This window comes from Nocardiopsis lucentensis DSM 44048, from assembly GCF_000341125.1.
GTDB lineage: Bacteria > Actinomycetota > Actinomycetes > Streptosporangiales > Streptosporangiaceae > Nocardiopsis > Nocardiopsis lucentensis.
This window is the reverse complement of record NZ_ANBC01000723.1, coordinates 19,477-31,245: the sequence shown is the minus strand read 5'-3', so window position 1 is coordinate 31,245 and position 11,769 is coordinate 19,477. Positions and strand designations below refer to the sequence as shown.

Sequence of the window (11,769 nt, the reverse complement as noted above, 5' to 3'; positions counted from 1 at the left end):
GCCCCCCCCGCCACTCACCGTCGATGTACAGGCTCGTGGCCGTGGCCGACCCCGGTTCCGACAGGTACGGCACGGACGGAAGGGTTACGTAGGGTTCGTTCACGGGTCCGGTTTGCCCGAGATCGGTAGTCACAAACTGCCTCGTCTCATAGGACACTTACGCAACAAAACTCCCACAAACCACTTCTGGTCAGCAAAAACACGAGCTCCAGAAGCCGTGACCCGTGGTGAGCATCACGCCACGACAGTGTCCACAGGTACGCGGCGCGGGTGGGCCGCTACACAGCGAACACGCCCGCCTGGGGAATACCTGGGGGAGAATTTGACGTACATTTAGGTGTACCTCAGTGGGTTCGTCCGGCTCCGGACGCCCACGTCACAGACCGCCCAGGGCGTGTCCGCGGAACACGCCTCAGACCGCACCGCCAGAGCGCGCGTCGAGGATGCCCCATGCTGCTAGAACAGGAACGCCGGGACGTTTGTCTGACCGCCCGTAACCTCGTCTCCGCCGTCGGCTCCGCCCCCGGAGAGTCGACGACCGTCAGCGTCCGCAGCGGCGACCTCGTGGTCGTCACGCCGCACGGGGTCGCACCCGACCAGCTCCAGCCCGCCGACTGCCCGGTGATGTCCCTGGACGACCGCGTCCTGGAGGGGCGCCACGGCCCCGCGGCCGAGGCCACCCTGCACATGGCCGTGCACCGTCAGGCCGCCGAGCACGGGCGCGACGCCGCCGCCGTGGTGAACGCCTTCACCACCGACACCGTCGCCGTCTCCTCCGTCCTGGCCGAGCTACCCCCGGTGCACCACCGGGCCGCCGCCCTGGGCGGGGCGATCACCGTGACGCCCTACACGACCTACGGCACCGGGGAGATCGCCGACCAGGCGGCCAAGGCGCTCAAGGGGCGCGACGCCGCCCTGCTCGCCAACCACGGCGGGGTGGCGCTGGGGCACGGTCTGGAGCACGCGCTGGAGAACCTGCGGCTGCTCGACTGGCTGTGCGCCGCCTACCTCAGGGCCCGCCAGATCGGTGAGCCCCGGGTGCTCTCCGAGGACGAGCTGGCCCTGGTCCGCCAGCGCGACACCTACGGCTGGGCGGGCCCGGACGTCTTCTAGCCCGCGCCAGGCTCAGAGCCTTCCAGAGCGTCCCGCAGATCCGCACCGGTCCTGCGACGGACAGGCCGCATCTCGGCGATCGCGACCTGATCCCTGGTGATGGTCACCCGCTCGCCGTTCTCGACGACGTCCAAGAGCTCCCAGAACCTCTCCGCGCCTTCGCTCGCCGTGACGGTGCGCATACCCGCCACACTATCGGGCCGTCGTTTCCTCGTCCTCGTCGTCGAGGATCTCGTCGGGCTGCGTCCAGGCCAGGTAGGCGGAGGGCGCCGACGTGTGCACCATGGTGATCAACCACAGGAGCGGCAGCACCAGCTCCTGTGGGAAGGACACGTCCACGTGGCCGTAGGTGTTCAGCACCGCGACCAGGATGAGCGCGGTGATCACCACCGTGCCCGTGACGTGGTGTCCGATCCGGGTCGAGCGGTCGCGCTCGACCCGCTGACGCTCGTCCAGGTACTGGTAGCCCACCGCCAGGCGCGTGGCCATGCCCAGCTGCAAGATCAGCCAGATGAGGAGCAGCGCCCCCGCGACGATCGCCAGAAGGAAGACGAGGCCGTCGTCGGCGGAGGTGTAGGGCTGCCATCCCAGCAGCGTCGTCCCGCCCAGGATCACCGCACCGATGAGGACGGTGGCGGCGCGCCGCCGGGACCGGGAGGCCCAGCGGCGGCGGACCTTCGGGTTCTCCGCCCGGAGCCGGGTCACGTCGTCGATGTCGCGCTTGATCTGGGAGGGGCGGAACTCGTCGATGAGGGTGGAGAGGAAACTCACGGGGTCCCCCTTTCCGGGGAGAGGTGGGGTCTGGTCACTGGCCGAGGCGCGGGAAGGGTTCGGTGGAGAAGACCACCTCGACCGGCACCTCGAAGTAGCGCGCGATGCGCAGGGCCAGGTGGAGGCTGGGACTGTACTCGCCCCGTTCCAGGTAGCCGACGGTCTGGTAGTGGACGCCGAGGGCCTCGGCCAACTGGCGGCGGGACACGCTGCGCTCCGCGCGCAGCATCGCGATGCGGTTGTAGATCGCCTCGCCGCTCCCGGCCGCCGACCGGCCCTTGCGCCCGCTCCCGCCGTTCGCGCCGCGCCCGTTCGCCGCCGCCTTCTCAGAGGACACGCTTCATCGCCTTCTCCCTCGCCGCCTGCACCCGCGACCCCGACTCCCGCCGAGCCATCCGCCGCAGCACGCGCAGAGCCACCAGGGACCCGACCACGGCCCACGCCGCCAGGACCGCCGCCACCGCGGGCAGCTGCCAGGCCCCGGCCAGTTCGAGCGCGGCGTAGTCGGTGGGCAGCGTACCGGCCCGCACCCCCTGACCGAGCCAGTACACGGGCAGCGCCCGGGCGACGGTGAGCACCCAGTCCGGCAGGAGCTCCAGCGGGAACAGGACCCCGGAGAGCATCAGCAGGGCCATGATCGGGATCATCATCAGCCCCACGGCGCGGGGGTTGCTGATGAGGGCGCCGAGGGTCGCGCCGATCGGGGCCATGGCCAGCAGTCCCAGCACGCAGACCCACACGAGCGTGAGGGCCGCGCCCCAACTCGGGGGACCGAAGCCCTCCACGAGGAACAGGCCGGGGACGACGGTGAGCGCCACCGCCACGGCGGACATGGACAACAGGTGGACGACCTTGGCGACGCCGTAGCCGAGCATCCCGTGCGGAATCGCCTTGGCCCGCAGGAACGTGCCGTCCTCACGCTCGGCCGCCAGGACCTGGGCCACGGCCAGCGTCCCCAGCATGATCAGCATGAGGACCAGGCCGCCGCTGTAGGTCACCGCTCCGTAGTTGGTGGCGGCACCGTCGACCTCCTCGCCGGAGAGGAAGAAGCCGAGGACGACGAACAGGACGGGCATGTAGAGGTAGCCGAACAGGTCCGGCGGGTTGGTGAAGGTCCCCCTGAACTCCAGGAGGCCGCGGGCGGCCCCCGCACGGACGGCGTTGCTGGTGGCGTGGTTCACCGGATCCCCTTCGCGAACTCGTGGACGGCCTCGTCCGCGTCGCCGGACTCGTGGCGGCGGACCAGCTCCATGTAGACGTCCTCCAGGGAGGCCCTGCTGACCCGCAGGTCGGTCAGGTCCTCGCCGTGCTCCGCGTACAGCTCGGCGACGTGGCGGGCCGGGCTGTCGGTGGTGTGCACGTTCCGTTGGCCGTGGAGGCTCCAGGAGACCTCGCTGTCCCGCTCGACCAGCGCGGACAGCTGCTCGACGCTGCCGTCGGCGACGATGGTGCCGCCCGCCAGGACCAGGATCCGGTCGGCCAGCTTCTCCGCCTCGTCCAGGTCGTGGGTGGTCAGCAGGACGGTGGTGTCGTCGCTGTCGACGATGTCGTGCACGAGGTCGTGGAAGTCGCGGCGGGCCCGGGGGTCGAACCCCGCGGTGGGCTCGTCCAGGAAGAGGACCTCCGGACGGCCGACGACGCCGATCGCCACGTCCAGTCGGCGCCGCTGCCCGCCGGACAGCTTGTTGATCCGCTGGTGGGCGTGTTCGGCGAGGCCGACCCGTTCCAGCAGCTCGTCGGTGTCGTGGGGGCGGACGCGGTCGGGGGTGGAGTAGGGGGCGTGGAAGCGACCGAAGTGGTGGAGGAGGTCGCGCACCCGCCAGCGGCCGTGGTCGCGCCAGGACTGGAGGACCACGCCGAGTCCGGCGCGCCAGTCCTCCCCGCCGTGCTGGGGGTCGGTCCCGAGGACCTCGACGTCACCTCCGGAGCGCTTCCGGAACCCCTCCAGGATCTCAACGGTCGTGGTCTTGCCCGCACCGTTCGGCCCGAGCAGCGCGACCACCTCACCCCTGCGGGCGACGAAGTCGACCCCCCGGAGGACCTCTGTGCTCCCGTAGCTCATTCGCAGGTCACGGACCCGGATCACGGGCTCGGCCACGGCGTCGGTCGCCTGCGCCTGCGCCCTGGATGTCCGTGTGGTCGGCGTACTCGTCACACCAGTCCCCCACTTCGTCTCTGTTCTGCTGCCATTGATAGTATGTGTACTACATTTCGATGCAGAAGGACAACGCATGGCCGGGAACGGCCACGGGCACACGGCGCGCCGGCCGGGCCATGGGTCCGTGAAACGCGGGTACTGAATACTCGGTGACCGACCGACCCGACCCGCCACGACGCCCCGGCGGGCCCCGGACAGCGACCGGCAGGAGGCCCCATGCGCTGCACCTACATCAGGCTCCTCGTCAACGACTACGAGGCCTGCTTCCGCTTCTACTCCGACGTGCTGAAACTCCCCGTGCTGCGAGGAGACACGGGCAGTCGCTACGCGGAGTTCGACGCGGGGTCCGCCACCCGCCTGGCGCTCAACCAGCGCGAGGTCATGGCGGAGGCGCTGGAGACCGACACGGCCGACCCCGAACTCCCCCACCAGGACCGGCTCGCCGTGGTCTTCGAGGTGGACGACGTCGACGCGACCGCGGCCCAGCTGGTCGCGGACGGAGCCCGGTTGGTGCGCGGGCCGAGGGACTGGACCGCGTGGGGTATCCGCGCGGCGCACTTCCGCGACCCGGACGGCTACCTGCTGGAGATCAGTCGGCCGCTGATCCCGGAGGACGGCGCCATGTGACCGTCACCCCGGTGGGACCTCGCCCCGCGGTCAGACCACGCTGCCGGGGCGCCAGCGGGTCAGATGCTCGGTGACCAGCTCGTTGACCGGTTCGGGGCGCTCCACTCCCACCAGGTGCGCGGCGCCGGCGACCACCTCGAAACGGGAGTCGACGATCCCGTCCGCCAGCCTGCGGCCGTGCCCGGGGGGCAGCAGCGGATCGTGGGCTCCCGTCACCACGAGGGTCGGCGCCCGCACCGCGGCCACCAGGTTGCGCTGGTCCATGGCTGCGACGGCATCGCAGACGGAGGCGAACGCGCCGGGGTCGAGCCTGCCGAGGGCCTCTTCGAACCGCTCGACGTCCTCCGGGCGGTCCTCGAGCATGTCGGGAGTGAACCACGGCAGTGCGACCTCGTCGGCCACCGCCGCCAGGCCGCCGGAACGAACCTTGGCGGCGATCCGGCCCCAGTGGTGCGACGGGGGAGTACGCGGCGCCGCGGCCAGCAGCGCGAGCCGGTCCAGGGTGCGCGGGGAGTTGGCGGCGATCCACACGAGCAGGGACGAGCCGAACCCGGCCCCGACCGCCGAGACCCGGGGGAACCCGCGTTCCTCCAGCACCCGCAGGACGTCGAGCGCCATGTCGGCGATCGTGTACGGACCCTCCGGCGCCGGGGAGAACCCGTGCCCGCGGTGGTTGATCCGCAGGACCTGGTGGTCGCGGGTCAACGCGGGCAACTGGGCATCCCACACCGACATCGTCGTGCCGAAGGGCGGCACGAGCAGGACCACGGGCGCGTGCCTGGGGCCGTCGAGTCGGTACTGGAGCGGGATGAGCGCCATGAAACCTCCGGGTCGCCAGAGGCCCAGGTTATCGGGAGAGCTTCCGAGGGTTCCAGGGACGAACACGAAGCCCGGACGAACGCAGGACAGCAGCTGACCTCCACCCGCCCTACCGTCGGCACCGATCGCGAAGGACGACATCGGAAAGCGGTGGTCATCATGGCGAACCAGCCCCAGGACACCACGGTCGACGCCGAGCGGGCGGCACTGCTCCAGGCGCTGGAGGAGGCGCGCGGGAACCTGCGGTACACCGTCCGGGACCTGACCGAGGAACAGGCGCGCCAGCGCACGACCGCGAGCGAGCTCTGCCTCGGCGGCATCGTCAAACACATGACCCGCGGCGAGCGGCGCTGGTCCCGGTTCATGGCGGAGGGCGACCACGGCACGGACTACCTGGACCCGGAGGTCGTCGCGGCGCACGAGGGCGGCTTCCGCATGGAGGACGACGAGACCCTGGCCGACGTCCTGGCGGACTACGGGCGCGCGGCGAAGGAGACCGAGGCCGTCGTCGGCGCACTGCCGGACCTGGACGTCCGGCAGGACCTCCCGACCGCGCCCTGGTGGCCGGAGGGCGGTTCCCGGAGCGCCCGCGAGACCCTGCTGTTCATCATCTCGGAGACCGCCCAGCACAGCGGGCACGCGGACATCATCCGCGAGTCCCTGGACGGTCAGAAGACCATGGGCTGACGCCGAACGAATCCCGGATCACCGTCGAATGTAGGACAGAAACTGACCTACACCCTTCCTATCGTGGGGACCGAACTCGAAGGACGACGCGGAAAACGGTGATCGGGATGCAGGCGCGGGACACGATGGTGGACGTCGAGCGCACGGCTCTTCTGGAGTTCTTGGAGAGGACACGGGGGAACCTGCGGTACACGGTCCAGGAACTCACCGACGGGCAGGCGCGCCAGCGGCCGACCGCGAGCGAGCTGTGCCTGGGCGGGGTGGTCAAGCACGTGGCCACGGTGGAACGGCACTGGACCGAGTTCATCCAGGAGGGGGCCGGGGGCCTCGACTTCTCGGACCCGGAGGTCATCGCCGACCACGTGGACGGCTTCGAGCTCAAGGAGGGCGAGACGCTCGCCGGCGTCCTGGAGGAGTACGAGCGGGTGGCCGAGGAGACGGCACGGGTCGTCAACGCGCTGCCGGACCTGGAGGTCCGACACGCGCTTCCGGTCGCGCCCTGGTGGCCGGAGGGCTCCTCGTGGAGCGCCCGCGACGTCCTGCTGCACGTCATCGCGGAGACCGCCCAGCACAGCGGGCACGCGGACATCATCCGCGAGACGCTCGACGGCCAGAAGACCATGGGCTGCCCCCGAGCCGCCCCGCCCCGCCCCCGCGCCCCGGGGGCGGGGCGGTTCGCGTGCGGTGGTCAGAGCGCGGCGGCGAAGGCCGCGCCGATGTACGCGGCGCCCAAACCGGCGCCCACGGAGGCCGCGGCGTTGGCGAAGGCGAGGAACCAGGTCTTCTTCTCCAGCAGGCGCAGGGTCTCGTAGCCGAACGTCGAGTACGTGGACAGCGCGCCGAGGAATCCGGTCGCGACCAGCGCGTAGGCCCAGTCGGGCAGAGCGAGCACGCTGACGAAGCCGAAGATCAGACAGGCGGTCGCGTTGGCCGTGTGGGTCCCCCAGGGGAACACGGAGTCGTGTCGGATCTGCACGAACCGGTCGGTGAGGTAACGCAGGGGGGCGCCGATCGCGCCGCCGACGGCGACCATGAGCAGGATCATCGCCGCACCCGCCCCGAACGGCGCAGACGTGTGGCCCGGGTGGCCAGGGTGACACCGAGCCACGCCGCCGCCAGTCCGCCCGCCAGGTTGGCCCCGAGGAAGGCCAGGGTGAGCCCGGCCCGCCCCGCCTCCAGCAGGTCGTGAGCGTCCATGATGTGCGTGGAGAAGGTGGTGAAACCACCGAGGAAACCGACGCCGAGCAGGGGGCGCAGCAGCACCAGGCGTGGCCAGACGTCGACGACGAGCACCATGAGCACACCGATGAGCAGGCAGCCGGTCACGTTGACGAGCAGCGTGGACAGGGCGAACGCGTCCGGGGCGTGAGGGAGCGCGGTGTCGACTCCGTAGCGGGCGCAGGCGCCGAGCGCTCCGCCGAGGGAGATGGCCGCGAGGACCGCCCAGGGCTCGTCGGGCAGTTCACGGCGCTGCCGGGGAAAGTGGACGTCGACGTCCGAGTCGACGGGCAGTTCCCCGTCCTCACGCTGCATGGCCGCCCCCTCTCGCACTCCACCGGGCACGGCGATCGTATCGGGCCCGGGGCGGCGCCCCACCTGTGGCGACCGTGGCCGAACGCCCGCTCAGGAGCGGATGCGCACGGCCGAGGTCCAGGTGGCGACCGCCCACGCGACCACCCACACGGCGCCGACGGCGAGCGCCGCCCAGGCCGCGACGCCGCTCGCGGGCGCGCCGAGGCCGGGAAGCAGGCCCCTCGCCCGGGCCCCGAAGGTGAGCACCCCCGCGCCGACCATGGCGGCGCCTACCGCGTTGGTGAGGACCAGGGCCCAACGCCAGAACGTCCCGCCCGGTGGTCGCAGCAGCCCGAGGATGAGGACCACCAGAACCGCGCCCACCGCGGCGTTGGAGAGCTGCCCGGTCAGCGGGTCGTAGGTCGCGTAGGACTCCTGAGGGGCGGGGAAGCCCGGCATGCCCAGTCGGCCGGACAGCGCCAGCTCGACCTTCGAGACCGCGTAGGCGGCCGCCCCTCCGGCGGCCACGAGGACGGCCGCGGTGTGTCGGTTCATGCCGCCGAGTCTGACGCACCGCCGCACCGCGCGCGTCACCCACAGGGGCGAGGAACCTCCCCCGCCCGGGGGACCGGTCGATCACCAATCATGAAGATGTACATGGGATATGATGTGTATATACATACTCATGATCAGGAGGACACCGTGAGCCTGACCCAGGTCGACATCGACGACGAGGCCCTTCGCGAGGCCATGAGACTCTCCGGTTCCCAGACGAAAAAGGAGACCGTCAACCTCGCGCTCAGGGAGTACGCGGCACGCCACAGGCGCATCGCCGCGCTCGAACACTTCGCGGAACTCGCCCAGGGGTGGGACTACGAGGGCTGGGCGGAACTGCGGGCCAAGGAGAGAGGCCCAAGGGAGTGATCCAGTACCTGATTGACTCGTCCGCGCTGTGGCGCGTACTGCGGGAGAGGAAACACCGGAACGCGTGGAGTGACGTCATCCACGAGGGGGCGGTGGGCTCGTGCTGCGTCCAACGCACCGAGTTCCGCAGGTCGGCCCGCAATCTCGACGAGTACGAGCAGTTCAACAAGATGTTCGAGATCCTGTACCCGAACGTCCCCGTACCCAAGAGCGCCTGGCAATGGGTGGAGTCAGCGCAGTACCGGCTGTTGCGCGCAGGCGCACATCGAGCGCTGTCCTCGGTGGACCTCCTCATCTGCGCCACCGCGGCCCACCACGGACTGGTCGTCCTCCACGACGACAACGACTTCGCGACGGCGGCCCGCAACCTCACCGACCTTCGTGAGCGGTCGATCCAGGACACACCCTGACGCGCGGTGCCCCACTGTCACGAACCCGTACGTCCCTCCCCGGCCGGAAGACGCCGATTCCCGAACACGACCAGGAGACCGACATCACCAGCACGGAACCGGAGCGGGCGGAGACTGACCTGGGGGACCTCGCCCTGGTCATGGCCCGGAAGCGCACGGACAGCGGACGACGCACCTCCATGGACGACGTACTGACCGCCCTCGGACACAGCCGCGCCTCACTCGAAGAACTCCCCGAGGGCTGACGGCCGGGACCACCTTCACCGACGCCGCCCTCGACGACCTGCGGCTCGGCGTCGCGCGACCGGCACCCGCGGCGCGCAACGTCACGGGAACGACACCGGGGGCGCCCCCGCTGAACTACGGGAACGCCCCCGGAAAGAGGTGGCGAGGGTCGCCTCCGCATCCCCCCTCAAAGTACGGAGACGACCCTCGCTCTGGGAAACGGCCTGCGACTCCTCCCCCCTGGAGTCGCGGCCTGGAAGGCCTGTCCGCGGATACGATCCTGTCGTTCCGCGTTGATAGAGACACTACCCACCCCACCCTCGAATAACAACCCTCAGTCACTGGAAACTACTTAAAGTGATCGTCATTCTCCGGCCCCTTCGCGACCAAGCCCATGTGGTCAGTGTCAATCCGGGGTCATGATCGCCTCCCCGAGGGGCGCGCATAGCCTGGTCGGGTGAGAACACTGCTCAGTCCCCGCTGGATCGGCCTGCACCTCCTCCTCGCGCTGGTCGTCGTCGTGTGCTCGGCCGGGACCTACTGGCAGTCCCTCCGCTCCGTCGAACCCGACCGCGAGGTGATCACCAACCCCGCCGAGGACCTCGCGGACGCCACTCCCCTCGACGACCTCATCGACCCCGGCGCCTACATGCACCCGGACCTGTACGCCAACACCGCCGTCGAGGCGACCGGCCACTACGACACCGACGCCCAACTCCTGGTCCCCCGGTTCTCGGACGGCGTCCGCGGTTACGACGTCGTCCTTCCCCTCGTCACCGGCGACGGCACCGCCGTCACCGTCAACCGGGGCTGGACCGAGGACGGCTCCGACGTCCCCGACGCGCCCGGCGGCCGGGTCACCATCACCGGCTGGATCCTCCCGCCCGACGCCGCGACCGACGGCGTCGTCCCCGTCGACACGCCCGACGGCCAGGTCGAGCGCATCGCCACGTCCGTCCTGGTCAACGAATGGGACTACCGCCTCTACGAGGGCTACGTCGCCCTCCCCGAAGACGACCCCGCGACCGCGTCCCTGCGCCCCGTCCCCCCGCCGGAGCCGCCCACCGAGATCACCGTCAACTGGCGCAGCCTCGGCTACGCCGTCCAGTGGGCGATGTTCGGCGTCTCCGCGATCGCCTTCTGGGTCGTCCGCGTGCGCCGGGACGTCAAGGAGGCCCGCTCCCAGCGGGAACGGGCCTCGGAGACGGAGGGCGGGGCCGGTCAGACGGTCGGCGCGGGTTCCTGAGTTCCCTGTCCGGCCGCCTGGTCCGCGGCGCGCTCGGCCTTGACCAGCCGGTGCTCGACCACGAAGCCCAGTACCGGAATCGTGCCCGCGAGCACCACGCCCAGGGTCCGGCCCGCTCCCCAACGCCGGTTGAGCGACACCCACAGCACGACCAGCACGTACGCCATGTACACGTAGCCGTGCGGCATCGCGATGAACATCATGAGCGGCGACTCGGGGCCGAACCAGTGCTCCGCGCCGCTCGGCGCGGGGATGAGCGCGAGCGCCGAATCCTCCCCCACCAGGTACTTCGCGGGCATGGCCACGAAGGTCAGACCGAGCAGGAACACGCCGGTCACGTACGCCAGCACCCGGTACAGCGTGAACGACACGCGTCTGCTGTCCACCGCTACTCCACCTCATCCACAGACTGCCGCCCCGAGGAGGGTCGGGGCCCCTCCCCGAGGCTAAACGCTGTCCGGGACCGCCCCGCGCCGGGGTGGGCGGGGCGGTGGGATCTCACACCGTTCCTGGTCAGGACCGGTTCGACACACGCACCGGGCTGCTCCACCGACCGTCGGAGTCGGCCGTCCACGCCCGGGGGATCATCCGCAGCGCGAGGTAGGCGTCGATCAGGCGCATCGGAAGGAAGAACAGCCCGTACAGCAGGTAGGACGGGCGCCTCCGGACCATCGCCAGCACACACGTGAGCGCGTAGTCGGGTACGAACAGGCCCACCGCGATCGCCACCGGCGGCAGGAACGCGGTCACCGCCGCCACGCCCTCCCCGTCCCCCGCCGCCACGCCCTCCCCGTAGTAGGGGATGCTCATGACCGGCTCGCCGCCGACCACTCCCACCAGGACGAACAGGCCCAGCGCCGACGTGAGCAGCAAGACGGCGGAGACCAGCACGACCTCCAGCAGGTAGGGGGCCAGGAACAGCCAGAACGCGCTGGGCCACACCCCGTGGCGGCGGATCGTCTGCCAGAAGCCCAGCGTCCACCGGCCCACCTGCTTGGAGTAGTCCCGCAGTGTGAAGGGGTCCTGGCTGTAGGCGCGGGTGTCGGGCCGCATCGAGATCCGTCCGAGGCGCTTGCGCTGGAGCTCGAAGGTCATGTTGAAGTCCTCGATCACCAGCCCCTTGGGGTTGACCTCGATCTCCCTCAGCGCGCTGCTGCGGTACACGCTGGCGAATCCGGGCACGATGAACGCCGTGCTGGAACGCCGCCAGGTCTGCCCGAACCGCATGAAGTACTGGAGCATGAAGTACAGCCGGTCGCGGTAGGCGGAGATCAGCC

General features: G+C 70.5%; 17 protein-coding genes and 1 pseudogene (1 of these 18 only partly in view). 7 read left to right on the top strand and 11 right to left on the bottom strand.

Going from position 1 to position 11,769, the window contains the following annotated elements:
* Positions 1-450: 450 nt before the first annotated feature.
* A complete protein-coding gene (locus tag D471_RS0125440) occupies positions 451-1,113 on the top strand; it encodes a class II aldolase/adducin family protein (protein ID WP_017601230.1) in 663 nt (220 codons plus the stop codon).
* On the opposite strand, the gene D471_RS36155 is transcribed toward D471_RS0125440, so the two are convergent.
* From D471_RS36155 to D471_RS0125415, 5 genes are read right to left on the bottom strand one after another with little or no spacing between them, the layout of a single operon-like run.
* Complete coding sequence (locus tag D471_RS36155; protein WP_017601229.1) at positions 1,110-1,295, bottom strand: type II toxin-antitoxin system Phd/YefM family antitoxin; 186 nt, start codon at positions 1,293-1,295, stop codon at positions 1,110-1,112. The two genes, D471_RS0125440 and D471_RS36155, sit on opposite strands and share 4 nt — an antisense overlap.
* Positions 1,296-1,305: 10 nt before the next feature.
* Entirely contained in the window at positions 1,306-1,884 is a 579-nt protein-coding gene (locus D471_RS0125430) for a hypothetical protein (RefSeq protein ID WP_017601228.1), read from the bottom strand.
* Between the two features lie 34 nt (positions 1,885-1,918).
* Positions 1,919-2,221, bottom strand: coding sequence for a helix-turn-helix transcriptional regulator (locus tag D471_RS0125425; protein ID WP_017601227.1), 303 nt, complete (start codon positions 2,219-2,221; stop codon positions 1,919-1,921).
* Positions 2,211-3,065: an ABC transporter permease gene (locus tag D471_RS0125420; protein WP_017601226.1), complete on the bottom strand. Its 855-nt coding sequence runs from the start codon at positions 3,063-3,065 to the stop codon at positions 2,211-2,213. The genes D471_RS0125425 and D471_RS0125420 overlap by 11 nt, the downstream gene beginning before the upstream one ends.
* On the bottom strand, positions 3,062-3,946 hold the full coding sequence (locus D471_RS0125415; RefSeq protein WP_241479715.1) for an ABC transporter ATP-binding protein: 885 nt from the start codon (positions 3,944-3,946) through the stop codon (positions 3,062-3,064). The genes D471_RS0125420 and D471_RS0125415 overlap by 4 nt, the downstream gene beginning before the upstream one ends.
* A 312-nt stretch (positions 3,947-4,258) precedes the next feature.
* Here D471_RS0125415 and D471_RS0125410 point away from each other — a divergent pair, with 312 nt between their 5' ends.
* A complete protein-coding gene (locus D471_RS0125410; protein WP_017601224.1) occupies positions 4,259-4,669 on the top strand; it encodes a VOC family protein in 411 nt (136 codons plus the stop codon).
* Positions 4,670-4,699: 30 nt separating this feature from the next.
* On the opposite strand, the gene D471_RS0125405 is transcribed toward D471_RS0125410, so the two are convergent.
* Positions 4,700-5,488, bottom strand: a complete 789-nt coding sequence (locus tag D471_RS0125405) for an alpha/beta fold hydrolase (RefSeq protein ID WP_017601223.1) — start codon at positions 5,486-5,488, stop codon at positions 4,700-4,702.
* A 159-nt stretch (positions 5,489-5,647) separates the two neighbouring features.
* Between D471_RS0125405 and D471_RS0125400 the strand changes: the two genes are divergently transcribed.
* Positions 5,648-6,175 (top strand): DinB family protein, encoded by a 528-nt coding sequence (locus tag D471_RS0125400; protein WP_040691241.1) that lies wholly within the window; start codon positions 5,648-5,650, stop codon positions 6,173-6,175.
* A gap of 107 nt (positions 6,176-6,282) precedes the next feature.
* A pseudogene (locus tag D471_RS36150) lies at positions 6,283-6,774 on the top strand (DinB family protein); the annotation flags it as partial.
* Positions 6,775-6,863: 89 nt separating this feature from the next.
* Here the strand turns inward: D471_RS36150 and D471_RS42070 are convergent.
* The 3 genes from D471_RS42070 to D471_RS0125380 all read right to left on the bottom strand — a co-directional run bounded on the left by D471_RS42070 (position 6,864) and on the right by D471_RS0125380 (position 8,242).
* A complete protein-coding gene (locus D471_RS42070) occupies positions 6,864-7,220 on the bottom strand; it encodes a fluoride efflux transporter FluC (RefSeq protein ID WP_026128064.1) in 357 nt (118 codons plus the stop codon).
* Positions 7,217-7,708 (bottom strand): fluoride efflux transporter FluC, encoded by a 492-nt coding sequence (locus D471_RS0125385; protein ID WP_017601220.1) that lies wholly within the window; start codon positions 7,706-7,708, stop codon positions 7,217-7,219. Before D471_RS0125385 ends, D471_RS42070 begins: the two co-directional genes overlap by 4 nt.
* 90 nt (positions 7,709-7,798) lie before the next feature.
* Complete coding sequence (locus tag D471_RS0125380; protein ID WP_017601219.1) at positions 7,799-8,242, bottom strand: hypothetical protein; 444 nt, start codon at positions 8,240-8,242, stop codon at positions 7,799-7,801.
* A 90-nt stretch (positions 8,243-8,332) separates the two neighbouring features.
* Here D471_RS0125380 and D471_RS0125375 point away from each other — a divergent pair, with 90 nt between their 5' ends.
* The 3 genes from D471_RS0125375 to D471_RS0125360 all read left to right on the top strand — a co-directional run bounded on the left by D471_RS0125375 (position 8,333) and on the right by D471_RS0125360 (position 10,492).
* Positions 8,333-8,611 (top strand): type II toxin-antitoxin system VapB family antitoxin, encoded by a 279-nt coding sequence (locus tag D471_RS0125375; RefSeq protein ID WP_017601218.1) that lies wholly within the window; start codon positions 8,333-8,335, stop codon positions 8,609-8,611.
* The gene (locus D471_RS0125370; RefSeq protein ID WP_017601217.1) at positions 8,608-9,021 is read left to right on the top strand and encodes a PIN domain-containing protein; all 414 of its coding nucleotides are present in this window, start codon (positions 8,608-8,610) and stop codon (positions 9,019-9,021) included. The genes D471_RS0125375 and D471_RS0125370 overlap by 4 nt, the downstream gene beginning before the upstream one ends.
* Before the next feature lie 682 nt (positions 9,022-9,703).
* Complete coding sequence (locus D471_RS0125360) at positions 9,704-10,492, top strand: SURF1 family protein (protein ID WP_017601215.1); 789 nt, start codon at positions 9,704-9,706, stop codon at positions 10,490-10,492.
* On the opposite strand, the gene D471_RS0125355 is transcribed toward D471_RS0125360, so the two are convergent.
* Together D471_RS0125355 and D471_RS0125350 are read right to left on the bottom strand one after the other, a co-directional pair.
* A complete protein-coding gene (locus tag D471_RS0125355; RefSeq protein WP_017601214.1) occupies positions 10,468-10,878 on the bottom strand; it encodes a DUF3817 domain-containing protein in 411 nt (136 codons plus the stop codon). The two genes, D471_RS0125360 and D471_RS0125355, sit on opposite strands and share 25 nt — an antisense overlap.
* 127 nt (positions 10,879-11,005) lie before the next feature.
* Positions 11,006-11,769 carry the final stretch of a glycosyltransferase family 2 protein gene (locus D471_RS0125350; protein ID WP_017601213.1) on the bottom strand. Its footprint extends 838 nt past the window's final position, so only the last 764 of its 1,602 coding nucleotides appear in the window; its start codon lies off the right edge, out of view; it ends in the stop codon at positions 11,006-11,008.

Excerpts from the sequence above, each read along its gene's own strand:
- D471_RS0125440 (WP_017601230.1), top strand. The coding sequence starts at position 451 with ATGCTGCTAGAACAGGAACGCCGGGACGTTTGTCTGACCGCCCGTAAC.
- D471_RS36155 (WP_017601229.1), bottom strand. The coding sequence starts at position 1,295 with ATGCGCACCGTCACGGCGAGCGAAGGCGCGGAGAGGTTCTGGGAGCTC.
- D471_RS0125415 (WP_241479715.1), bottom strand. The coding sequence starts at position 3,946 with ATGAGCTACGGGAGCACAGAGGTCCTCCGGGGGGTCGACTTCGTCGCC.
- D471_RS0125410 (WP_017601224.1), top strand. The coding sequence starts at position 4,259 with ATGCGCTGCACCTACATCAGGCTCCTCGTCAACGACTACGAGGCCTGC.
- D471_RS0125405 (WP_017601223.1), bottom strand. The coding sequence starts at position 5,488 with ATGGCGCTCATCCCGCTCCAGTACCGACTCGACGGCCCCAGGCACGCG.
- D471_RS0125400 (WP_040691241.1), top strand. The coding sequence starts at position 5,648 with ATGGCGAACCAGCCCCAGGACACCACGGTCGACGCCGAGCGGGCGGCA.
- D471_RS42070 (WP_026128064.1), bottom strand. The coding sequence starts at position 7,220 with ATGATCCTGCTCATGGTCGCCGTCGGCGGCGCGATCGGCGCCCCCCTG.
- D471_RS0125385 (WP_017601220.1), bottom strand. The coding sequence starts at position 7,708 with ATGCAGCGTGAGGACGGGGAACTGCCCGTCGACTCGGACGTCGACGTC.
- D471_RS0125380 (WP_017601219.1), bottom strand. The coding sequence starts at position 8,242 with ATGAACCGACACACCGCGGCCGTCCTCGTGGCCGCCGGAGGGGCGGCC.
- D471_RS0125375 (WP_017601218.1), top strand. The coding sequence starts at position 8,333 with ATGAAGATGTACATGGGATATGATGTGTATATACATACTCATGATCAG.